The organism is Achromobacter sp. SIMBA_011 (genome assembly GCF_046535435.1).
Taxonomy (GTDB): domain Bacteria; phylum Pseudomonadota; class Gammaproteobacteria; order Burkholderiales; family Burkholderiaceae_B; genus Achromobacter; species Achromobacter dolens.
Window position 1 is genome coordinate 1224940 of the sequence record NZ_JAWRWN010000001.1, and the last position, 21728, is coordinate 1246667.

The following is a 21728-nucleotide window of genomic DNA, read 5'->3' on the forward strand; positions in this document are numbered from 1 at the left end:
TTCTGAACTCGAAAGCCCACTCGCCTTTCCCGTCTGCGCAGTCCCACAGGCATAGCCTCTTCACCTGAACGAGGCGGAAGGCCGCACCACCCTTGGATCCACACAATTGTTACTTTTCAAATTGAGTGACCAAATTTCCAAGTTCGTTGAACTTCAACAGGGGGCGAGAGTCTGCGCAAGAAGTTCTCTCACGCCCAAGGAGCTAATACATGCCCGCCAGCCTGCGCGCAATTCAATCGGATATCACGAAGCTTCGCGTGGACGCCATCGTCAACGCCGCGAATTCCTCATTGCTTTGGGGCGGCGAGTGTCGAATTTCGTTCGACTTGAGATTCGGTTCACTGAAGTTGGCACGTGGACGAGTGTAGATTGAGGCGGCGTGTGGATTGAAAGCCCGTTCATTGGCAGGCCGTGCCTTGCTCAATAGGTTATATATCCACTGAAGAGCGACTTGCTAGCATGTGTTGTGCTGTACGAAAGACATCATCGACATACAACTTGAGAAGATAGGATCATGACCCAGCCGCATTCAAGACGCCCACCCGCTGACGTACTGAAGACACGGTATACACCTGCGATGAAGCTTCTCTTTACGTTGGGCCTCGCAATGCTAGGGACCTACGCCCAAGCCGCCAGTTTTGATTGCAACAAGGCCGCGAGCACGACGGAAAAGTTGATCTGTAGCGATGCCGAGACCTCCGCGCTGGATGGCAAATTGCAGGGGGCCTATAAGGCAGCACTAGCCGCAACCGATGCCTATGGCAAGAAAGCGTTGGCTGAAGAACAGCGCAACTGGATTAAATACGCGCGTGGCATTTGTCAAGACAGCGCCTGCCTGCGGCAAGCATACACAAGCCGCATCGCCCTGCTGGCGCGTAATGAGAAACATATTGCCAATGGCAAGGTGTACTCGGACTGCAAGCTGCCGGGCAACCAAACCGCCAGTGGCGAATGCGTCAATGTTGTGCCGATTCGTGATCCCAACTCCCGTGTGGAATCGTTCAACCAATCGCTGGGGCAGCAGAAGCAAAACGGCCGAATCATCGGTTGTAGCCGGCTGATTGATCTGCCGGTTGGCGTCGCCGGAAGTAATCACAGTTTTGGCGGTTCCTGCGTATTGCAGGAAGGCACGCAGCGCAGGGACGTGAGGATCTGCAACGACGATATGTTCGGTCATTTCCAAGTAGAGCCGTCCACGCCGCAGGATGCCTCGGACAAGCGCCTGGTCGACTTTACTTACGCACAATGCTATGGCGGTTGATGGTAAACGTCCGGCTCTCACCGCGTAGAGGCCATCTTGGCGCTCAGGCAAGGGCTTTGCGCGGTGAGAGCCGGACGTTTACCTCACTCAGCCAGCCTCCCCATCACTTCTTCTTCTTCTTCTTATCCCGGTGTTCGAGGGGGACCGCGCCGGCCTGCAGGCGGCGTACCGGATCGCGCGCGACCGCGAGCTGACGCTGGCGCCGTTCGTCCATGCCATGTTCGCCACCGGCCGCTACGAGGCCAACCGCGCCGTGTTCCGCGCCCAGCCGGCCGACGACCTGGACCTGGTCGGCATCGCCCTGCACGGTCCGAAAAGGGCGGTGGACAAGGCGATCAAGGGGCGGTCGCTGCATCCTTGATGCTGTCGCTGTCGCTGTCGCTGTCGGACGCGGGACGCGCCGGCGCGCCGTCCCGGTAGGCCACCGAGACCATGGCGCCCACGACGAACGTCATCACGATGAAGAGCGTCAGATAGGCCACGATCCAATACGGCCCGCCGTCCAGGGCGTAGCCCAGGTACTCGTACAGCGCGCTGTGGGCCAGGCCGCCCGCGCTCACCAGGAAGCCCAGGGCCAGCATCAGCGGCCAGCGCGGGTAGGGCATGGCGGCGCGCACGCCGCGCAAGCCGGTTGCGCCGGTCACGGCGGCGCGCGGCAGGGCGGGCGCCAGCAGCGCCAACCCGTACAGGATCGGCAGCCAGAGCACCAGCACCACGGGCACCAGCGCCGCGAAGAACAGGCCCGAGTCCGGGCCGTTCATCAGCGCGAACAACACGTAGGGCAGGTCGCCGGTGGCGCGCGCCAGCGTCGTCACGACCACCGCCAGCAGGCCCAGCATCACCAGGTGCCAGGCTTGCGCCGTACTGCCGCCGGCATCGATCCGCGTATCGTCCGCGCGCGCGATGACCCGGTGCCAGGCGTACGTCATGCGCGAGAATGCAATCAGGTTGACCAGCGCGGACAGCAGGAACAGGCCGCCCTTAAGCCAGTACAGCGACGCGGCCAGAATGGCGAGCGGCAGCGATAATAGGAACACCGCCAGCGACCACGGCGCGGCCGCCAGCATCGCGCGGCCATGGCGCCGGATGGCGCCAGCCGTTGCGTTGAAGAATGAAATCGCTCCGCGTGCGTTCGACAAGTCGTTCCTCCATGTGCAATCGACAGGGCCTTGTTTATACCGCACCCGGGCCGCCCGCACATCATCGTTTGCAGGCCTTTACCATAAGAGAGGAGACCCGATGGAAGTGACCTTGAGCGGCAGGATGGGGGGGGCGAGGTCGGCATCGCATGCCTGCCCGCCATCGTCGCGTATCGCCCGCGGCTGAAGGCCGCTATTGTCCATAGTTCCCAAAAAGTTCAAGGCTCGGGTCAGCGCTCGCTAGGTTCGCGAATCGAGCGAGCTTGTGGCTTCATCGAGCAACAGCACTGGGGGATTGCGCGGTATGGTGCGGGCCAACGTCAGGCGCTGCTTCTCGCTGCCAGAGAAGCGGTGCCCGCGTTCCCCCACCATGGTGTCATAGCCCTGGGGCAGCCTGCGTATTGCGGTATCGAGTTGCGCTACCTTGGCTGCGACCACCCGTTCCTCGTCGGTTGCCCCAGCCTCGGCGAAACGCAGGTTGTCGGCCACCGAGGCATTCAGGAGATACGGCTCCTGCGAGACCACGCCGAGCATTTCCGACAACGACTGGAAACTGAGATCACGGGCGTCGACCCCGTCATAGCGGATCGACCCGCCATCCACGTCGTACAGGCGAGCCAGTAAGTGGCCGAGAGTGCTTTTGCCTGATCCGGTCGCGCCGACGATGGCGACGTCGCTACCCGCGGGGATATCGAAACTGATATTCATGCTCCAGTTTTACTGCGGCGACCTTTTCCTTGATCTCGATCGGCGTGTCCGGATACTCGAAGATGCGGGCGAACAAGGCGCGGGTGGTGCGTACATCGCGTCCAAGCTGCAACATGGAAGACACCAACCTTCGTTCCCGAAGGCTGTGCGAACGACTCGGGATGCGCCAGGAAGGGGGGTTCCAGGAGTTCATATCTTTCAGAGGGAGCGCATGGTCGAGGAACCGATGCTTCAACGCGCCTACTACGTGCAGGGCAACCAGCCCGAGCAATGTGTAGGCCAGCGTCTTGTGCAACCATTGGAAGACGGTAAATCACTTGTCGTTCTTTGGCAGGAGCTCCGGCGGCTTCGCGCCAGCTTGAGATGCCCTCGCCGAGAAAGCTGATCAATCCGTACCAGGTATCACCTGTCGCGGGTAGACGAGGGAATCGGCCGGGACTGGTACTACGGGACGACCATTCTCCAGGTTGACCGAGCGGACGAGGCCACGCTGCAGGCGCTCAAGGCGGCGCTGCCCGGGAGATGATAGATGCCCCGTGCCCTTGATCGAACAAGGTCCAAGCTACTGCAAGCCATTCCAACGCGCGACGGCGGGCTCCGCCGCCGCCCACTTCCACAGGTCTCCCTGGCGGCAAATTGTCGCAAGATAAGGTCCCGTGTTTTTCTGGTCTTGAGTCACCGTGAAAAAGATCTCGCGGCAGGACGCGAGCGGCGTCGGCATTTCCCGGATGACGCCCATTTCGCCGCGTTCGTTGCCATAGGGAATCGTGTGACGGATTTCCCACTGTCGAATCTGGCCGACCTTCATTTCGCCGGCCTGCCTCGCCATGGTGTCTTGTTGATCGCTCTTCCATTCGCGCATCACATCCTTCACCGTCGCGTCAGTGACCGCCTGTATCGTCACCCCCACCGCGTAGCCCACGGCCGGATTGGCGGTCAATGCGCCGCTGCCGATTCCCGCCACGGCGCCAGCCGCGCCGCCGAGCGAGGCGCAGCCCGATACGAGCAGCAATAGCGAGAGGGGCCCGGCGACGCGGCAAAAGCTCATTGCAGCGCGCCCCAGCGAGGTGTAGCCGGCTCCGCGACCGCCCAGCGCCAAGCGCTTCCATCGTTGCAGATCATGCTGGTGTAGAACTGGCTTGGCGCGCTAGGCGCCGGCTGGCCATTGGCGCTATTGCTTGCCTCGGGGGCAGAGGAGGCGAGCGGAGGCGGAGCGATTGAGAACACAATCTCTTTGCAACTGAATCCATCCCCTCCGACGATTCGGCTGACGGCGACCTTTCCCTGCTCGTCGCCTTCAATGGGGAGCGTGTGCCGGACCCGCCAGTCGGCGACCTCGTCCACATGCAAGGGGCCCGCGACCTGGGCGATGGCGTTCTGTTCCTCTTCGTGGACGGCGCGTTCCAAGTATTGCAGCCCGGCCTGCGCGATGCTCTGCACGCCCAGGCCGATGCCCGTGGCGACCGACGCATTGCGCGTGACTTTGTTGGCCAGCGTGGTCCCGGCGATGCCCGCCGCAGCGCCCGTTCCCTGGCTCAAAAACGAAGTGCACCCTGACAAAAGAACACATAGAAAACAACTGTACGAAAGCGGGCGAAAAATCATGCTGAGGCGGTTGGATATTGAAAGTGGATGCGGTGCGGTCCACTAGACCATCCCATAGAGCCGTAGAATGCTGACCGCCACCACTGCGGCTACGGCGATGATCATGAGTTCGAAGATAACCTTCAAGAGCGACTCCGTTGCAGTTCTTCCCCGCTCATCAGGCGAACAGAGGCTCGCGCTGAAGTGAGCGTTTTGGGGAGGGTGGCGTGGCTATGCCCGTGCCAGGCGATTCTCGTTCCATCAGCCGCCAGTGCGCGCAGGCGCGGGATTCTGTCCCAGCGCGTTGTAGGCGTGGTATCTGGCGATGCCGGCGTATTCCTGCAAGGCGAAGTCAGCGACGGCAAAGTTGTACGAGAGCGGAAGCACAGACCAGCGCGCGTTCAGGTAGTCCGCGCGGACAGGCGTCGCGGGGACGCCAAAGTGAGCGAAGTACAGCATGCTGCGTTTGAGATGGATTCCCGACGAAACCAGCACCACGCGGTCGGCGCCGAAGCGCTGCAGGACTTCGCTGGTGAGTCGGGCGTTCTCCCACGTGTTCCTGCTTTCCGATTCGAGCACGATATCGGCTTCGGCAACACCAAGCTTCAGGAGAGCGTTCGAATAGACGGCAGCTTCCGGCGCGCCGGTGTGGGCCGCGTCGCCGCCGCTCACGATCACTTCGCACTTTTCACCGGTCTTCCTGCAATCGTCGTAGCGTTCCACCGCCGCGACGATCCGCGCGTATGAGAAGGCGCCTGGCTCGACCGTGTCCGTCAGCCTTTCCGTGCCTGCTCCCAGCAGAACGATTGCATTGTGTTTTCCCCACTCGATCGGCCGTGCGGTGACGTAGGCGGACTGCAGGCTCCCCAAGAGCCATGCGGGAATGGGACCGCATCCCAGCATCAGAAACAGGGTGGCTACGACCACGTAAGCCAGTGCGCTCACACGGCGAAACTTGAGCGCGGAACAAAACATTCCCAGCAGCAAAATCGAGACAAGTACAGTGAGTGTCATTCAAGCAATCTCCAGCGAGTGCCCTTCGCTTTCGCGTCCGATGGCACACAGACGTGTTTTCGTGAAACCTGCTCGGGATGTTAGGCGGAGCGTAGGAGCGCGTCGTTCAGATTTATCTGAGCATGCGAGTCAGGCGGGGAGGGCGGTCTTCACGTGCCAGACCCCCAGGAGGAAGCGACGAGAACCTTATATCCGCGACGCTCTTGAGGGTCTGAGAAATATCTGGGCGATCGCCCTCTTCATTGTCCCGTGGGGGAGGCGTGCGCTGGCGGGTCCGCTCCGCGCCATTTCCGCGTTGCGTCAGTTGCGTCCGGCCATCACGCCGCCATCCACGTCCCAGATGGCGCCGGTAACCCAGGCCGCCTGGTCCGACAGCAAGAAAGCAATCACCTCGGCAACATCTTCCGGCGTGCCGACGCGCCCGATAGGATGAAAGCTGTTGAAGCCTTGCAGGGCGTCGTGGACCTGCGCCTTCGGAATGAAGCCCTCATAGATCGGCGTTTGCACTACCGCGGGCGACACCGCATTGACGCGGATGTTCTTGGGCGCCAGCTCCATCGCCAGATGCTGCGTCAGCGAATGAAGGCCCGCCTTTGCCATTGAGTAAGCGGAAGATGGCGTGGCCGCAATCGCCTGCTTGGCCCACATCGAGCCGATATTGACGATGGCGCCGGGACGTCCCTCGGCGACGAGGTTTGCGGCCACCTTCTGCGTGATGAAGTAGAACGCTTTGTTCAACGCCATATATCGATCGTAGTCGGCGGACGTGTGTTCGAGGAACGGCTTCGGTGAGAACACCCCGGCGGCATTGACCAGCAGGTCGATGTCCGAGTGCTGCTCGTCGAGGAGGGCGAGCAGTCTGGTCAGGCCTTCGTGGGTGGACATATCGGCTGAAACGGCGGTGACCGGGCCAAGGGGCGCGAGCAGTCGACGGGCCTCTTCGGCCTTGCCCGGGCGCTGTCCGACGATTACGGCATTGCCACCGAGCGACATCACCTTCCGGGCAGCTTCCAGGCCGATGCCGCTGGTGCCGCCAACGACCAATAGTTTCTTTCCATTGAATTGCGTGTTCATGTGAGCTCTCTTTGATGGCCCAAAGCCGGGCCGGGTGAGGAAAATCCAAGCCAATTGCTTGATCCAGACCCAATTCTTCTCCTATCGTCGTGCCGCGACAAATGAGATAAAGTGCTTGGACGACAAAGAAAAACTTTATCCAAATGAAGTCGCCAGTCCATCTAAATGCCCTCCGCGCGTTCGAGGCCAGTGCGCGTCACCAGAGTTTTTCCGCCGCGGCGGCCGAATTGAATGTGACGCCCGCGGCCGTTGGTCAACTGGTCCGAACGCTGGAAGCATGGCTGCGCATACCGTTGTTTCGGCGCAGGCCCAGCGGAGGCGCGAGGCTTGTTCTCACCGAGGCGGCGCAACGCGCATTGCCTGACATCCGGGCGGGTCTGGACCGGATGAGCATTGGGCTCGAAAAACTAAAGGAAGGATCCGCCAGCGGCGTGCTGACCGTCGCTGTGAGTCCCGCTTTCGCCGCCAAGTGGCTGCTGCCGAGAATTGACGGCTTTCAACGCGCCTGGCCCGATACCGATGTGCGACTCGACACCAATCTGAAACCGGTGGACTTCGTCGCGCAGGATATCGATATCGGGGTACGTTACGGAACCGGGCAGTGGCCGCGTTTGTCGGCGCAGAAGCTGTTGGACGAGGAAATCTATCCCGTCTGTTCGCCCGGGCTGCTGCGCCAGCGAGGCGGATTTGAACGGCCTGCCGCGTTGTCCACAGAGACGCTGATCCACGATCTCTCGATGGATGGGCACGCAGAGTTTCCCACATGGAAAACCTGGTTGCGAAAGGCCGGTGTGTCCGGCGTCGGTGCCCTGCGGGGTATGAAAATCAACAACTCAGCAGCGGTATTGCAAGCTGCGGCGGAAGGCCATGGAATTGCACTGGCCCGCAGCGTGATGGCCAGGGACGATCTGGCCGCGGGCAGGCTGGTGCGGCTTTTTCCGGAGGTCACCTTGGCCTCACCGCTCGCGTACTACGTGGTCTATCGTCCGGAATATGCAAGCTTGCCAAAGTTGGTCGCGTTCCGGGATTGGTTGCTGGGCGAGGCCAACCTTTAGGTCGCCCTGGCAATGGGCCTGGCGTCATGACGAGGATCCGCCCGGACGCGCCGTTGCTTCAAGGACGTGGCCAGCTAGTGCGCGATCTGTCGAGTGGGCAGGTTCTCGCGAATCAGGGAGCAATGCACCGGGATGACGTGGCCAGTCAGTTCGCCTAGCAGGCCGTCCGCGAAATCGCAGGCCAGGAGGTTGTCAGGTCCGTGCCGACGTGTCGAGTAGACGTTCACGTTCGCATAGACCCCATTCTTCAGCATCTTCAACTTCCATGCTTTCCAGGGAGGAGGCGAGATCCGCGTTGTCGGATGTGACCGCGGCATTTCGATGACCGCCTGCCCCAGGTCTATTGCACCAATTTCGTTGGCGTATTCAGTGTCCTGCCGGGTAGGCCAACCGTACCAATCGGCGGAGACCATGACGTCCTCCCCTTGTTCGGCCAAGGCCCTTTGAGCTGCTGGGGACAGGGTCACTTGAAGATGTATGGGCATCTCGCCGGGCATCTTGGGTGACGCGAAAGAGCCATCGCTGCGGGTGAATGGAACGACGCCCAGGAAAAAGGCGAGGGCGACCAGCGCGCCGCTGATTAGCTTTCGAGAATTCCTGTGTGCGTTTGGCCCAGCAATATGCATATGTCAACAGTATGGGAACCGAGATACGGCGGATCGCCCGGTGTGACGCGGTTGCCGAGCCTTGTCAGGGGCAGTTCGCTAACCACCGTGATTGCCATGCTTCAAAATTAGCAAGCCGCCCGCAACGCATGCATCAGAAAAATCTGAGGCGGGTGGCTTGCTCGCTCATGATGAAGGTGCGCCGGAAAAGAAATTTGCAGATTTCACATGGCTAACAGGATGGCACCGACATTTCTCGGACCGCGTGGATCACCCCATGACTTCGTTCGCTTTTGCCATACGCTCATTGCTGAATCCTAAAAAAGGACATAGCGCAGATGAAGCAATGCATGTTGAGAATCAGCCTGGCAGCAGTTGTGACGCTGGGTGTGGGCGCTGCCCATGCGGGCGTATGCGACGGCTTGAGTGTGAAAGGAAAGCACGAGCGGGCGCGATATGCCCCTTTGGTGGCGACGGCCATCGGTGGTGGCGTGCAGGCCTCCAAGGTCGAAGTCCAGCGGCTGCTGCGCGAGCAGGAGTGGAGCGCGGCTTTTGTGCGCATGCCGGGTCACGAAGACGGCGTATTCTTTTTCCAGTCCGTGGGAGGGGCGCCTCGGTTCAGGCAAGTCTGGGGCGGGCGGCCGGAACCCTGGGAGAGCCCATTCGCAATGAAGTGGGCGGAGAACCTGGGAGTGCCCGCGGGATTGGCTCAGTGCTTCGCGACCATCGTGGCGGGGGGCTGACGATCGCCTTCGGGAGCGTGGTTGGCGAAGGAAGCCAAAAAAAAGAGCAGCACTGAAGGCTGCCCGGAAAACCTCATGTTGAGGGTGTAAGTCCAGCGGGGGTGGGGAGGGACCAGCAGCCCCACTGGGAGGTTACGGCTTCGTTGCTCCTGTCTTGGATGGCGGGATGCCGACAGAGGACGCGGGCGACGAAGGGACGGCCCGATCTGAAAAGTGCAGTTCGTATCGCTCACCGCGATCCGTGTACAGGAGCACGTTGAGCGGTGCCGCGTGTTCGCCCGTTCCCCGCAGGACGATGATGCGATCGCGCCATGCGCCCACGCCGACCTTCCATTCAGTGCTCGCGCCCGCTTCGACTTCCTGAACTCTCTCGTTGGGGGTGCTCAGGCAGAAGTCCCTGACTTGTCCTGCTTCGATCATCGCGTTCATGCCATCGGTGATCTTTTCGCAACCGGTCGCGCCCGCGGGGGCCGCCAGCATGCAGATGATGACGCTCGCTGTTGTCTTGATGAATTTGGCTTTCATGGAGGCTCCTGCCCTGGAATTGTCTAGGGCGGCAGGATAGCGGGAGGAATGCCCATGGTTCATGAGATTTTTCTTAGTGATTTCGCCTTCCGGGGGCATGAGGCCCTTCATGCGAGATCATCGTTAAGGGCGCGAAAGCTGCCTGGCCGTGAGGTGAAGCGTTCCTCCAAAGAGATGGGTTCATACCCAGCGCACCGGCTGCAGATGATCTGATTTGCGTCGGGGCCTATCCTTACCTCGAAGTCATAAGCCAGCCAGGAGCATCGTGTACAGCGGAAGTAGAGCGTTCTGTCCCTGCTGGTCCGTGCCTCGCCACCTGCCCAAAAGAATTGCGGGTCTTCCTTCATGTTCCATTTCCTCTGTGACGTGATGTCGAAGACGTGGCGGAAGCGCCGCAGCGGCGAGCGCTTCCACAAGGGGGGCGAGCGGCCTTGAGCGGCGGTTCCAATACAACCGCGGGGGCGGCGTCGTCAACATAGTCGGCCTGACGGGGAGGGCGCTGGAACGCATGAAAATCATTAGGCCCACTGTGTTGATAAATTTCCTGCAGGCGGTGCTTGATGGCATCGTCCACCATGCGCTGATCGATATTCGCGGTGGCTAGCGCGGGGAATCCGCACGCAACGAGGAGTAGTCCCACAACCGCGGGACGCATGACTTTATCCGCCATTGGTGATCTCTTCAGAAGTACATCGAGTGGGTAGGAGCGTGCCCGACCGCTTGAGGCGAGGATGGCAGCGCGACGACGTTGACGGAATGCCGCTACGAAGAAATTTAGCAGCGGCTCCGCCGCCTGGGGTTGAGAAAAATCTGACCAGCCACGGGGATGAGTTGCCGGAAAATACCGCGTGCCGTAACAGACGTCTTCGTTTTTCCATTGATCATGTCTACCTCATCCCTTCCCCTTCGGCGTTCCACAGAAGAGTGCGCCGAGATCGTCCTTGACTTGCTCGCACGCAATCGGATGCTAAGTCGCAAGGAAATCCTGCAAATGGCGGATCTGACTCCCTCGGAAATTGATAGCGCGTTGAGTCGCCTTCGAAACGCCGGGGCGATCCGGCGTAGCGCCATGAGCAAGAACATCCGCTCCGGCGTGGTTTACGAGCGTACGGGGGTCGCGCTGAGTCGCAAGCGGTGTACGAGTAAGAATCAGGGCTCAACGTGCGTGCCGGAAGCGGCGCGCCCCGGCGGCTGTTTTTCAGGCTTGCTGGAGGCTTGGAATATTCGTGTCCCCAGCGCGAAATTTGGCGTGCTTTCCGTGATGCGTGATGGTTTCTCACGGGAAGAACGTCAGGACCTCAGGAATATTGCCGAAAGAAAGGCGCGCAAGCGAGGAGCAGAAACGGGACCCATGGTCGTCGATCTTCAGTTTTCCCCGTAGACAGGCGGCTCGCTGAGCCGGCTGTCTGGGGAGGCTGTTGCCGGGTTGTCTATGGATTGATGTCGATCACCCGCGGCACGGAGAATCTGCAACCATGCTCTTCGCAGACAGGGCCAATGCCGATTTCGTGATGATCGAAAAACACGCCTTGGTGACTCACCGCCAAGGCGCCGTAGCGCTGGGTCTTCACCGCTGCTACGATCTTCGGAGAGATGACTTTCTCATAGTGCGCCACGAAATCCCCACGATTTTTCAGTATCAGAATGTGGTCATCGACCGTGACGTTCAAGGGATACTGAACCAGGTTAGCCACCTCTTGCTCATCATGATTGACCACCGCAGCCTGCAGGCGCCTGAACAATATTTGGTACGCCTCATGACTTTTGGGACCTAGCCAGTTATCGATGGCTACGCTAGTGCTTTCCTTCGCGATGGCCGGCGCCGAAAGTATCGCGAGGCCGGCGAATGCGACTAGACCGCGCTTCATGAGAGACATTCCTGTGAGTTCCTATAAGGGACGAGGCCGGGATTGGCCGCGCCAATGGGAAGATCAGGATAGAGACAACACTCGGGTTTTCGGCTCAGAGATATCTGAGTGAACGCCCAGGCTAGTGTTGCTTTGCGGCATGCGCGGCCTCGTCAATGGCGATTTCGACGTCGTTAAGAAGCTCGAAAATCGCCGGCGTCCATTCGTCGAGCTTCCCGTTGGCAATCGCCCGCTCAATGCGCTCGCCTTCACCCAGGCAATCCCACTCTCCCAGCGTGCTGAGAGCGCCCAATATGCGGTGAAGGCTGGGTGCCCAGTGGTGCGAAACGATGGTGGATAGTTCTTGTCGCAGCGTCTCGAGTTCGCTGCGTAGAAGCGCGGAGGAGTCAGCCAGCATCTGGCTGGCGGCCTGCAATGTGCCGAATGTCGTGCACAGGGACTGCATGTCGATGCCTCGATGCCGTTCGACTTCTGCCGTTCTCGAATTTGCACGCAGCGGGGGGGGGATCCATTGCGGAATGAAGCGGGCCAGTGTCTCGCGCAACACGTCGAGTCGCACGGGTTTGCGCAGGTAGGCGTTAATGCCCGCGCGACGCCATGCTTCCTGATCGGGTTGGAGGGCCGCCGACAAGATAACGATAGGCAACCTTCTCGATGCGCCTAGAGCCCGCTCCCGTGCGCGCCACGTCTTTGCAAGTTCGCCTCCGTCCTGGACGGGCAGTTGCCAGTCGGTAAGGAGCAGATCGTAGCGTTCCTGCCCCAGGGCCTCCAGCGCCGCGGCGCCGTCAACCACCGCGACGCTCTGGCAGCCCACGGCGTCCAATTGTCTGGCGAGCATTTGACGATTGATGTGGTGGTCTTCCGCGATGAGAATGCGCGGGCGCGAGATGGGTTCGTCGGGAGCTCTGTGTTCGCGTCGGCCCGTGAGCGCCTCTGGCTGAGGCGCCGCGAGTATTGGTCGTTCGATCGTGGCCTCCGGGCCTTGAGGGGAAGCGCTGCTGGCGCTGAAATCGCACTGGAAGCGCGCCTGCGTGCCTTTGCCCAGCTCACTTTTCAATGTGAGTGTGCCACCCATGAGTTTGACCAGCTTCTGCGACACCGCCAGACCCAGTCCCGTTCCTCCGTACTTTCTGGCGGTGGACCTGTCGGCCTGCTTGAATGGCTGAGTCAGATTCTTGAGCGCCTCGGGCGCCACTCCCGTGCCCGAATCACTGACAATGAACTCCAGTCGCTGCCTGCCTTTCGTGTCGGAAAGCAGATTCACCCCAACGCGGATCTCGCCCTTGTGGGTGAATTTCGCGGCATTGCCGACGAGATTGACCAGGACCTGGCGAAGCCTCACGGGATCACCCAGGACAGCCGGAGCGATACGTTCATCCACATGATGCGAAACCAGCACCCCTCGACGCCGGGCCGGCTCGCCCATCAATAGCATGACGTTCGCCACCAACGAGCGCAAGTTCACGGGTATCCGTTCCAGCTCCATCTGGTCGGCATCAACCTTTGTGTAGTCGAGTACCGTGTCCAGGATCTTGAGCAGGGAGTGGGCGGACTCGTCGATCACGGCAACCATTTCTCGCTGCTCCGAGCGCATTCCGGTACGGCCAAGCAGTTCCAGCATGCCAATGACCCCCGAGAGCGGGGTGCGGATCTCGTGGCTCATGACGGCTAGGAAGGTGGACCGCGCCTGTGCTTGGGACTGCGCCAGATCCCGCGCGGTCTCCAGCTGTGCTTCGACTTCGATCCGCCTGCGTATCTCTTTGCGCAGGCGCCAGTACCCCGCCGCGAAGCCGGAACCGATGGCAAGAATGATCGCCATCGCGGGGAGAATCTCGGTCCAAAAGACGGATTCGGGTATGCCGTAGGTATATTTTGGGGCGAGCCAGGTGCTGGCTACACGCTGTTCGCGACCAGAGGGTAGATTGGAGAGGATCCTGTTGACCAAGGGGACAAGAGGCTCAAGCCGCGTCGATATGCCGATGGAAATGCCTTTTCGAGCGCCGACCGGCGCGGCAATTCTCACTTCCCCGACATAATTGCTTTGAATCAGCGGGTCGAGCAGGAAAAGATCTCCGATATACGCGCGAGCCTCGCCGTCGCGTACGTGGTCCAGTCCCTTTTCAATGCGGCTCTCGGATGTTGTGGAGACGCCGAAGTGCTGCAGCTTGGTCAAAAGCGCCGGTGGCGCCGAGGCGTCCAGGTATACCGCTGCGCCATGCAAGTCCCGTAGGTCGGAAACGCTGTCTGAGTAGCCTGTGACGATGACCAGCGGTGCTTCCGCATACGCCTGCGTGTTCAACGCAGGAAATTCCTGCGAATGGTCTTGCGAAACCGCTATGAGATCGATGGCGCCAGACCGGAGCAAGGCCTGCGCGCCTTCGTACGATTCCGTGGGGACAAAGTCGAAATGCAGCCCCAGGCCCTGCGCGACAATTTCGAGGAAGTCGGCAGCGATGCCGCTGGGTTGCCCGTAATGATTGAAAAATCCATATGGAAATTCACGCATAGGGAAACCAACCCGTAGCGTAGGCAACGTGGAAAGCCACCGGGCCTCTTCGGGGGATAAAGCGACCTTTATCCTTGCTGTGGGTTCGATCGCGGTGCTCCAGGCGTGTGATACCGCTTCCTGTTGTTCAGGGGACAGCGAGCGCAGCGCAGCGTCGAGCGCGTCACGCAACGGTTCCCTCCCCGGTCCAAGCCCGAACGTCAGATTTCGCCCGGCGGTGTTGATGCTGCCAATGATGTGCAACTGCCGGAAAGCAGGATCCTCCATTAATGCTCGAACCGTTCTGGGCGATCCGACAAAGGCATCGGCCGTGCCGTCCCGGACTTGCTCCAACGCCGTGGCCACATTGTCGTAGGCCTTGATGGAAATGTTCTTGTAGCGCGTGGACAGAGCCTCCACCAACGGCGAGCGGTCTTCCACTGCCAAGTTCAATCCGTGTAAATCCGCGGTGTCCAATACTCCCGAGCCGCGCCGCGATACGACGATCGGCATGGCCTTGAAGTAGGGGCGGGTGTATGACATGCAGCTCTGTTGCGCCGTCGTTTCCGACATGGCTTGGGTCATTACCAGATCCACTTGGCCCGTGCACACTGCCAGATAGAGATCATGCCAGGTCGGATACGGCTTGATCCGGTAGTTGACGCCAAGGATCTTGGTCAACATATCCAGATAGTCGACGCTCAAGCCATGGAGCTGGCCCTGGCGCCAGGTTTCATAGAAGTCTCTTCCTTGCGCAGTCGTTCCGACTACAATGTCGCCATGTGCGCGCAGCCACTCTTGCTGTGCGCTCGGGCCTATTTCAGCGTGAGTCTGGTTTGTGGCGCCGACCATCATCAGCAGTGCGATAAGCAGCCCACGAGCATACTTGCTCACTGAGATGCGGCCAGTAATCTGAAGGGGGCAAAACATCATGATTCGTATCGTCCTGGCTGACGACCATCCGGTCGTTCTTCTTGGCATCAAAGCTGTTTTTGCTCAAACGCTGGGAATGGAACCCGTCGGCGAGGCGACATCCGTCGACGCCTTGTTTTCGTTGCTGGCCCGACAATCGTGCGATGTGCTCATCACCGATTACTCCATGCCAGGCGGCGCGCGACCCGACGGACTGAGCATGATCTCGGAACTGCATGAGCAGTATCCCGATATGAAAATTGTTGTTCTCACCCGGATCACAAGTCTGGCGATGATCGATCCCATTTTCAAGGCTGGCGCGTTGGCCGTGATCGAAAAAGGGGCTGCGATGAAAGAGGTTCTGGCTGCGGTGCATACGGTGGCGCTCGGCCGGCCCTACTTGTCGGAACGGTTGCGCAGCGGCTCGCGCCAGCCAACGAGTACCGCGGCGATTTCAGCCAATTCACGCCTGTCCCCAAAAGAAATCGAGGTAATTCGTCTCTTTGCCTCTGGTCATTCCAATAACGAGATCGCATTTCTGCTGCAGGTCAGCCCCAAGACCTCGAGCCGTCAGAAGCGGGACGCCATGAAAAAGCTGGCGGCGCGTACGGACGCCGAACTGATCTGGCACGCGAAGGAAATGGGGCTGGTCTAAAAGGATCTTCCCGGCCGGCGGCTCATGGAGCAGGCTCATGTCACGCCGTCTGGCCGTGACGATCATCATGATGTAAACCCGATGGCCTGCCTGGTCGGGCGCCAGTCTTGTCTCCCCGGGCGTCTCGCCATGATACGACCCAAGTGCCTTCAAAATTTTGCCGAATTGGTGCATTGGTTGCCGGTGAGGAGGGCTTGGAATAATAGAAGCGGTTTCTCGATAACCAAGCAGGTTTTCAATAATCCTGCCCTCCATCTCACGCTATATTTTTAGCACCGGCAGAGATAGGCGTTCATCTAAAAAAGCACAGCTAAACGCCAGTATTTTCAGCGCACTTGGAACGAGTCGGCGGCGAAGCCGCGGCATTGTCGAAGTTGGATATGCCGTGAGATGCCTCGCACGCGGAATGCTGCGTTCCGACATTGGAAATTTTGGGGAAAGCCGGATGCATGGTCGTGATCTTCATTTCTCGCCCGAGTGGGCGCCTGCTGCAAGAGCTGTTCGCGACAGGCAAGCTCGCTGGCGGGACGACCGGCCGGCTTTTCGCGACCCTGCCGGCGGGATGTGCGCATGAGGCGTAGAAAACTCACCGCCGCACAGATCGCCGCCATGTTGCGTGATGTCGAACGCGGACGGTCCGCAATGGAAATCTGTGTGCAGTACGGCATAGGGATCAGCACGTTCTACGAGCTCAAGGGCTTGTATGCGAGCGCGCCGGTCGAATTGATTGCGCGCATGGAAAAGATGGCCCAGGAGAATACCCGCCTGTGCCGGCGTATCGTCCAGCTTGAAGAAGAGGTTGCGATGATGACGGCCGCCTTGAAGTCCTATGCCAAGACATCGGATCAACGCAGGGCCGCGGTCGCTTGGCTTGTCGATAACTACCGCATCGCACTCAGCCGGGCCTGCCGGCTGGTGGGCATTTCCCGCTCATTTTTCCTTTATCAGTCCAGCCGGAAGCTGCTCTACACGCAGCGCACGCCCGAGAAGAAGAGGGAGTTGGAACAGCAAGCGCACTCGGGCTGTTGAGCTGATGGCCTAGTTGCGCCGCATCCTTGTGGGCGTAAGGCCCCACGTCCGTCGAATCAGCGCGGTCATGTGGCTATTGTTAGAGAATCCAGCGCGACGGGAAACCTCGTGCAGTGGAGTGTCGGTATCAAGAATCAGTTGCCGAGCCACATTGAGACGCATGTTCAGTATGTACTGGTGTGGGGCCTGGCCAACGGTCTCGCGGAACGCGCGTGCGAAGTGGCTGGGCGACAACTGTGCAACCTTCGCCAGGTTCTCCAGCGTTAGCTTGTCGGCGATATGTTCAACGATGTACTCGTTGACCCGCTTCCAGGCGCGTGGAGACAGCCCCCCTGCAGGCGGGCGCGCTTCCATACGGTTCAGCGACGAATGGGTGCGCAGGACGTGGACGCCGAGCAATGTGACCCAGGAGTCAATACTCTCGACGCTTGCGATTTCCCCGCTTTGCAGTTCGGCGCGGATCCGCTGGGCGATATGAAGCGCCCGGGGGTCTATCGTGCCCAGCGCGGGCGGGCGTAGTTCGAAATCCTCACGACCGTGCTCAATGCCGGCCAGGCGCCGCAGCCGGTCTTCGGTCAGCGCCGCGAGCAAGTTTTCCTTTGGCGCTGTCCAACGCGCCGAGACATCCGAATGGGCTGGCACGATCTCCAGGGAGCCGATCGGTGCCAATCCACAGATGCGTTGGTCGCTGTTCAGCGCCAGTTCCCGATTGGGCTGGGCGGTGAACAACACGAGGATGCAGTGAGAATCGGCTTTGTATTGGATCTGGTTAGGGCCGGTGCATGTGACGCTGACCGCTTGATGGCCGAGTTCGAGCTTCTGGCCCCACGAAGAGGGAATGTTGTCGAGCAGGTTCTTTACGGGCTGCCGCGTCGCGATGGAAGCAGGCTCGCCGGTGCTTGGGTCGATTTCCTTCATATTCTTGAGTTCATGAATAATCTGCTTAGTCAGCGTCGCGGTCGCCGCGAGTAACGCCGGCATGCTGCCCATCCGACAGTCAATAAGGCAAGAACAACGCCCCACTTCGTGAGTGGGCTGTCCCACCAAGGCATGTGGAACGCAGCGTTCAAGCGCGGGGTCTGCTGTGCTTCAAAATCCAGGATTGGCCAAGTCGCTATCCAGAGGCCGGAAGGGAGCGCCAGCCATAGCCAATGGCTGAAGCGTCTTTCACCTGTTTCGACGCCGATCTGCTGGCCAATCGCCAGCGCGGTCAGCAGAAAGCCCAAGCGGACGAGTGCGTGAATCGTGGCCACGTCGCTGACATGCATCAGGTCGCTCAGCAGCCATATTGGAAATGCCGCGCCAGCGAGTCCAAGCAGTACTTGAGGGGCCCAGTTGGACGGCTTCGTCCGTGACGAAAAATTGGCCGGCTGCGGAAGTTCGTGGTTGGAACGCATCGAGAGATCCCTAATCACCAGTCCCGCGCGACGGCCAGGCTCGAACTACAGAAAGCACTCGAGCGCGGCAGTCGTTGGAATCTTTGGATAAATGAATTCGAAGTCAGCGATGATAGGTTTCACGCGGCGCATCGTGATTCAGATAAATCTGAGGAGCGGCCACCAGGCGTTACCGGAAAGCCGTGTGCCACTAATGTGCGGATGGCGGCATGGAGCCATGCGTCTTTAGCGCATAGCAAATTCCAGCGGCTGCATCAGATTGATCTCAAACGTAGCCCACCCGCGATCCGATAAGCTGGTGTTGGCTGGGGCTGCCAATGTGACGGTGAAAGCCCATGGAGAAAATCATGAGAGAGTTTTCGCGGCTTATGGGGGTGGTCATGAGCAGACTTCCTGCAAACCTTGCAGGTTGCAAAAGGATTTTCATAAGTTGCGTCGTCGCCCTTTGGAGCGGGGGCATTCTTTTTTGAATGTTCGCCGCGGACGGGGCGGTGTGCGTGCGATTTGGCGCGCTCGATGCGCGCGCGGGACTCACTGAGCGAGAGCGACCTCATCCATAAGCGTTCAGCCTTCGAGTCAAAGCGATATAGCGGCGCCGCGCCAGATCCTTGCTGGTGCCTGCCAGTTGGCGCCACACAGCCTGTCGTATCTGCGTTCTGACCTCGGTGGCGTCCTCTTGGGCGGGTGGCGCATTGCCAAGGCGGGCCTGTTGTTCCAGCGCCCACAGGCGGGCGCCGACAACCAACGGTAGCGGGCCTGCGCCTAGATTCTGGCCCGCCACGGCGTCCTCGAATAGCCGGTCGAGGTCATCGTCGGGTATGTTTCTTGAATCCTCGTCGAGATGCTCATCCGCATACGTCGCGCCATGGCTCGATGCGAGCCCAAGCCATATGGAATCCTGCTCGGCTGCGTCTTGCGCGGTCGATGTGACCCGCGCGATCCGCTTGTCGCGGAGCCGCAACGTATGAGTGCGCGTTCCCTCATAGGGGCCGCTGTCGAGGCGTATCTCGAACGTCAGCGGCATCGAGAAGGATCGGCTGGCGGTGGAGACGGCCCCGACCTCTCTGATCGAAAAGGTATTGCGCGAGAAGTCCATCACTCGGGAGAAGAACTCGATGAGCCCGCCTCGGCCCCTGTAGGTGCCGCTGATGGGATTGTTGCCTTCTTCCTGCCAGACGACTTCTTCGGAGAAGAGAGGGAAGAGGGCTTCAAATTCGTTCTGTGCCATCGAAGTGCGATAGGTATCCAACAAGGCCTGAACCTCGGCAGCGGTCATGGGGGCGGAGCGGCCTGGCCTGACAGCCGCCTCCGGGTTGCGGTCCATGAATTCCAGGACGCTTGCTGTTACGAGATCGCGGTCGTTGTCCACGCAAACCATGTGGTAGCTATTGTTCAGCAGCACCAGCTTGCTGTCGGCGATGGCGCCATGAAGAAAATGGGCGGAGCGCACAGACGTAAGCTCGTCTTCATGCGCGTGCACGATGAGTGTCTGGCAGGCCACCTGGCCCAGGTCCTTTTTCACCCACGCGCCGACCCGATCGACTTCGCGAATGCAGGAGAGCGGCACCCACGGGTAGTGGAAGCTCTCGCCGCGCTCGAATTTGGCTTTGACAATGGAACGCACCAGTTCATTCTTGATGCCGTACGGGTCTTCTTCCTCGACGCGCATGCGGGCGGCCACGTCAGGTATCCGGTACACAATTCTCCGAAGGTCGCGATACCAGGGCGTGCTCCAGCCGTCGATATAGACGGGGGCCGCCAGGCTCACCAACTTTCCCTTGCGGTGCCGGACTCGTTTGCATAGCTCTATGGCGAGCAACGCGCCCAGGCACATACCGACCACATGAAGCGTTTCGTAGCGGCTGGCGAGACGCGCGTATTCCTGTGTCACTGCGTCCATCCAGTCTTCGGCCCGAACGGACACGAGGTCCTCCGGGTGCGTTCCATGGCCCGGAAGGGTCACGCTATGTGTCTCGATACCGGCGCGCTTGAGGGTTTTATGTAGCGAGCCCAGGTCAAATTCCGTTCCCCCCAGGCCGTGTATGAGCAGGGCGCCGGTGCTATGAGGCATCGGTGTGCTCGATATCGCCATAGCGCCAGGTTCCCGCAATGATCTCGACGCTGCCGTCGGCGTTGCTAAGCGGATTGCCGCGGTCATTGATAATGCGCCAGCCCCCCGTCTCGTGAGCCAGGCGGAATAACAAGGGTGTCTGGTCGAGGGCGCCCGCGCGCCTTCCCTCCCAATGCAGCTTGAGACGATTTCGATCTTCGGGATGCGTCAGCGCAAGCAGTTGATTCAAGGTTGAAATTGTCACGGCGGATGTACCCAATGCGCTTGTCACGTCACCAGAAACATCCAGTTCATCGCGCTCCGGACTGTAGCGATAAAGCAGTTGCCTGCTGCCTGCCAGGGCCAGCTCGACCTTTACGCGCCATTGCTCCGCGGTCTCGAGTTTCTGGGCTCGCTCACTGCGCAGGCTGTTCACCAGCAGGATAAGGAGCGCGGCAATGATCAGATAGACCTGCGTGGCGATCAGCGCGTGCCATTGGTCGTCGGGGTCGACAAATGGGCCTTCTCCCTGGGCGCTCTGCCAGAGCGTTATGAGAGTGAGCGTGGCGACGGCAAGGGTGCCGCCCGGAGGGCCCCAGATCAACGCCACCAGCACCGAGAACACGATCGGAAGGTAGGTAAGTTCGAACGAGACAACGTACGGGACGTTTTTCAGCATTTCCCCATCGAAGGTGACAAACGCAGATGCGGCCAGACCGAGATAGGCAGTCAGGCCCAGCGCCAAGTCGCGCCACCGTGGGCCGCCTGAACGACGCGCCCGGAAGTTCGCCCAGCCTTTCAGCGCGGGAGCCAGGATCAACACGCCCGCCAGATAGGCGGCCACCCAGTTTCGAAGCTGGGTCCAACTGTGAAGCCCGTGGCTCAACCAGAGCCATGTTCCGCTTATCGCGGCGCTACAGGCGGCCCCTATCACGGCGCCGAGGAACAGGGCTGCGACGAGGCCCGGGCCGCCATCTCTGGGTTTCAGGGTCTGAATGGACCATGCCGCCAGCAGGTTGGCAGCGCTGGCCGCGAAGGCGAACGCAAAGGACGTTGATAGGTCCGCCCGATGAATGCCGGTGATGACGACCTGCGCCGCAAAAAAACCGAGTAACAACAATGCCCAGTTATCCCGCCTGGTCAGCAGGTATGCGCCGACCGCGATCCCCGAGGGCAACCAGACGTAGACCGCATGGTTGAGCGGGTCGTCAAAGAGGTGCGAAAACGCGCCGCACACCAAATAGGGCACGATCCATATCAGGCTGGTCACGTTCATCTTGGCGATGGAGAGGTCTCGACGAAATGGGATAGGTTCAGTTCCCCTGTCCGGCCAGATCTCCTGCGAATGCGCATGGGGAGCGTGAGTGCCGGATCACTGATAACCAATCGCAACTATGCTACCCGGTGAGTACTCGGAGTAATAGATCACTAGATTTCCGGAATGTGCTGTAGCGCCATGCCGGAATTATCTATGGGCGCATTTCCGAATATTTTCTGTACTAGCGGCCGCGACTCCGATGTCTGGCGGCCTTCGCCGGGGTGAGGCCGCTCAGATTCTTCTCAGGCTGGCGGGCGCGAGGGATTGATAGAGTGCAGGCTTGCGAAATCGGCCATCCGGTTCAAT

At 60.2% G+C, this 21728-nt stretch carries 22 protein-coding genes and 1 pseudogene; 8 read left to right on the plus strand and 15 right to left on the minus strand.

Annotation, left to right across the window (positions count from 1 at the left end):
- The first annotated feature begins 209 nt into the window (after positions 1-209).
- From SB816_RS05675 to SB816_RS05685, 3 genes and pseudogenes are all read left to right on the plus strand, one after another.
- The gene (locus SB816_RS05675; RefSeq protein WP_372414154.1) at positions 210-368 is read left to right on the plus strand and encodes a hypothetical protein; all 159 of its coding nucleotides are present in this window, start codon (positions 210-212) and stop codon (positions 366-368) included.
- Positions 369-514: 146 nt separating this feature from the next.
- Complete coding sequence (locus SB816_RS05680) at positions 515-1261, plus strand: lysozyme inhibitor LprI family protein (protein WP_240317449.1); 747 nt, start codon at positions 515-517, stop codon at positions 1259-1261.
- 124 nt (positions 1262-1385) lie between these two features.
- Positions 1386-1622 (plus strand): annotated as a pseudogene (locus SB816_RS05685) (DUF2000 family protein); the annotation flags it as partial.
- Here SB816_RS05685 and SB816_RS05690 read toward each other — a convergent pair.
- The 7 genes from SB816_RS05690 to SB816_RS05720 form a co-directional block, all read right to left on the minus strand.
- Positions 1597-2400 carry a hypothetical protein gene (locus SB816_RS05690; RefSeq protein WP_410546601.1) on the minus strand — a complete coding sequence of 268 codons (804 nt, stop codon included), beginning with the start codon at positions 2398-2400 and terminating at the stop codon, positions 1597-1599. The pseudogene SB816_RS05685 and the gene SB816_RS05690 overlap by 26 nt on opposite strands.
- A 240-nt stretch (positions 2401-2640) precedes the next feature.
- Complete coding sequence (locus SB816_RS05695) at positions 2641-3108, minus strand: ATP-binding cassette domain-containing protein (protein WP_410546602.1); 468 nt, start codon at positions 3106-3108, stop codon at positions 2641-2643.
- Complete coding sequence (locus SB816_RS05700) at positions 3077-3403, minus strand: hypothetical protein (protein WP_410546603.1); 327 nt, start codon at positions 3401-3403, stop codon at positions 3077-3079. Before SB816_RS05700 ends, SB816_RS05695 begins: the two co-directional genes overlap by 32 nt.
- Before the next feature lie 267 nt (positions 3404-3670).
- Complete coding sequence (locus SB816_RS05705; RefSeq protein WP_175144113.1) at positions 3671-4156, minus strand: hypothetical protein; 486 nt, start codon at positions 4154-4156, stop codon at positions 3671-3673.
- Positions 4153-4647 carry a hypothetical protein gene (locus SB816_RS05710; RefSeq protein WP_175144112.1) on the minus strand — a complete coding sequence of 165 codons (495 nt, stop codon included), beginning with the start codon at positions 4645-4647 and terminating at the stop codon, positions 4153-4155. The genes SB816_RS05705 and SB816_RS05710 overlap by 4 nt, the downstream gene beginning before the upstream one ends.
- Positions 4648-4953: 306 nt before the next feature.
- Positions 4954-5706 carry a YdcF family protein gene (locus SB816_RS05715; RefSeq protein WP_410546604.1) on the minus strand — a complete coding sequence of 251 codons (753 nt, stop codon included), beginning with the start codon at positions 5704-5706 and terminating at the stop codon, positions 4954-4956.
- Positions 5707-6006: 300 nt separating this feature from the next.
- Positions 6007-6780 (minus strand): SDR family NAD(P)-dependent oxidoreductase, encoded by a 774-nt coding sequence (locus SB816_RS05720; protein WP_144655522.1) that lies wholly within the window; start codon positions 6778-6780, stop codon positions 6007-6009.
- A gap of 143 nt (positions 6781-6923) precedes the next feature.
- Here SB816_RS05720 and gcvA point away from each other — a divergent pair, with 143 nt between their 5' ends.
- Positions 6924-7835, plus strand: coding sequence for a transcriptional regulator GcvA (gene gcvA / locus SB816_RS05725; RefSeq protein WP_410546605.1), 912 nt, complete (start codon positions 6924-6926; stop codon positions 7833-7835).
- Positions 7836-7909: 74 nt separating this feature from the next.
- Here the strand turns inward: gcvA and SB816_RS05730 are convergent, their stop codons facing one another.
- Positions 7910-8248 carry a hypothetical protein gene (locus SB816_RS05730; protein ID WP_144655520.1) on the minus strand — a complete coding sequence of 113 codons (339 nt, stop codon included), beginning with the start codon at positions 8246-8248 and terminating at the stop codon, positions 7910-7912.
- 530 nt (positions 8249-8778) lie between these two features.
- Here SB816_RS05730 and SB816_RS05735 point away from each other — a divergent pair.
- On the plus strand, positions 8779-9183 hold the full coding sequence (locus SB816_RS05735) for a hypothetical protein (RefSeq protein ID WP_144655519.1): 405 nt from the start codon (positions 8779-8781) through the stop codon (positions 9181-9183).
- A gap of 132 nt (positions 9184-9315) precedes the next feature.
- On the opposite strand, the gene SB816_RS05740 is transcribed toward SB816_RS05735, so the two are convergent.
- Positions 9316-9708, minus strand: a complete 393-nt coding sequence (locus tag SB816_RS05740) for a hypothetical protein (RefSeq protein ID WP_175189181.1) — start codon at positions 9706-9708, stop codon at positions 9316-9318.
- A gap of 1069 nt (positions 9709-10777) precedes the next feature.
- Between SB816_RS05740 and SB816_RS05745 the strand changes: the two genes are divergently transcribed.
- Positions 10778-11089 (plus strand): hypothetical protein, encoded by a 312-nt coding sequence (locus SB816_RS05745; protein ID WP_410546606.1) that lies wholly within the window; start codon positions 10778-10780, stop codon positions 11087-11089.
- Positions 11090-11138: 49 nt separating this feature from the next.
- Here the strand turns inward: SB816_RS05745 and SB816_RS05750 are convergent, their stop codons facing one another.
- Both SB816_RS05750 and SB816_RS05755 read right to left on the minus strand, forming a co-directional pair.
- Positions 11139-11576, minus strand: coding sequence for a hypothetical protein (locus SB816_RS05750; RefSeq protein WP_144655516.1), 438 nt, complete (start codon positions 11574-11576; stop codon positions 11139-11141).
- Between the two features lie 121 nt (positions 11577-11697).
- Positions 11698-14994 carry an ATP-binding protein gene (locus SB816_RS05755; protein WP_410546607.1) on the minus strand — a complete coding sequence of 1099 codons (3297 nt, stop codon included), beginning with the start codon at positions 14992-14994 and terminating at the stop codon, positions 11698-11700.
- Between SB816_RS05755 and SB816_RS05760 the strand changes: the two genes are divergently transcribed.
- Both SB816_RS05760 and SB816_RS05765 read left to right on the plus strand, forming a co-directional pair.
- Positions 14993-15628 carry a response regulator transcription factor gene (locus SB816_RS05760; protein ID WP_144655514.1) on the plus strand — a complete coding sequence of 212 codons (636 nt, stop codon included), beginning with the start codon at positions 14993-14995 and terminating at the stop codon, positions 15626-15628. The two genes, SB816_RS05755 and SB816_RS05760, sit on opposite strands and share 2 nt — an antisense overlap.
- Positions 15629-16198: 570 nt before the next feature.
- The gene (locus tag SB816_RS05765) at positions 16199-16657 is read left to right on the plus strand and encodes a transposase (RefSeq protein WP_144655513.1); all 459 of its coding nucleotides are present in this window, start codon (positions 16199-16201) and stop codon (positions 16655-16657) included.
- Positions 16658-16666: 9 nt separating this feature from the next.
- Here the strand turns inward: SB816_RS05765 and SB816_RS05770 are convergent, their stop codons facing one another.
- From SB816_RS05770 to SB816_RS05785, 4 genes are all read right to left on the minus strand, one after another.
- On the minus strand, positions 16667-17638 hold the full coding sequence (locus SB816_RS05770) for a helix-turn-helix domain-containing protein (protein WP_167517641.1): 972 nt from the start codon (positions 17636-17638) through the stop codon (positions 16667-16669).
- Positions 17605-18054 carry a hypothetical protein gene (locus tag SB816_RS05775; RefSeq protein WP_144655511.1) on the minus strand — a complete coding sequence of 150 codons (450 nt, stop codon included), beginning with the start codon at positions 18052-18054 and terminating at the stop codon, positions 17605-17607. The genes SB816_RS05770 and SB816_RS05775 overlap by 34 nt, the downstream gene beginning before the upstream one ends.
- A 550-nt stretch (positions 18055-18604) precedes the next feature.
- Positions 18605-20125, minus strand: coding sequence for an alpha/beta fold hydrolase (locus tag SB816_RS05780; RefSeq protein WP_410546608.1), 1521 nt, complete (start codon positions 20123-20125; stop codon positions 18605-18607).
- On the minus strand, positions 20115-21380 hold the full coding sequence (locus SB816_RS05785) for an MASE1 domain-containing protein (protein WP_144655509.1): 1266 nt from the start codon (positions 21378-21380) through the stop codon (positions 20115-20117). The genes SB816_RS05780 and SB816_RS05785 overlap by 11 nt, the downstream gene beginning before the upstream one ends.
- Positions 21381-21728 lie beyond the last annotated feature (348 nt).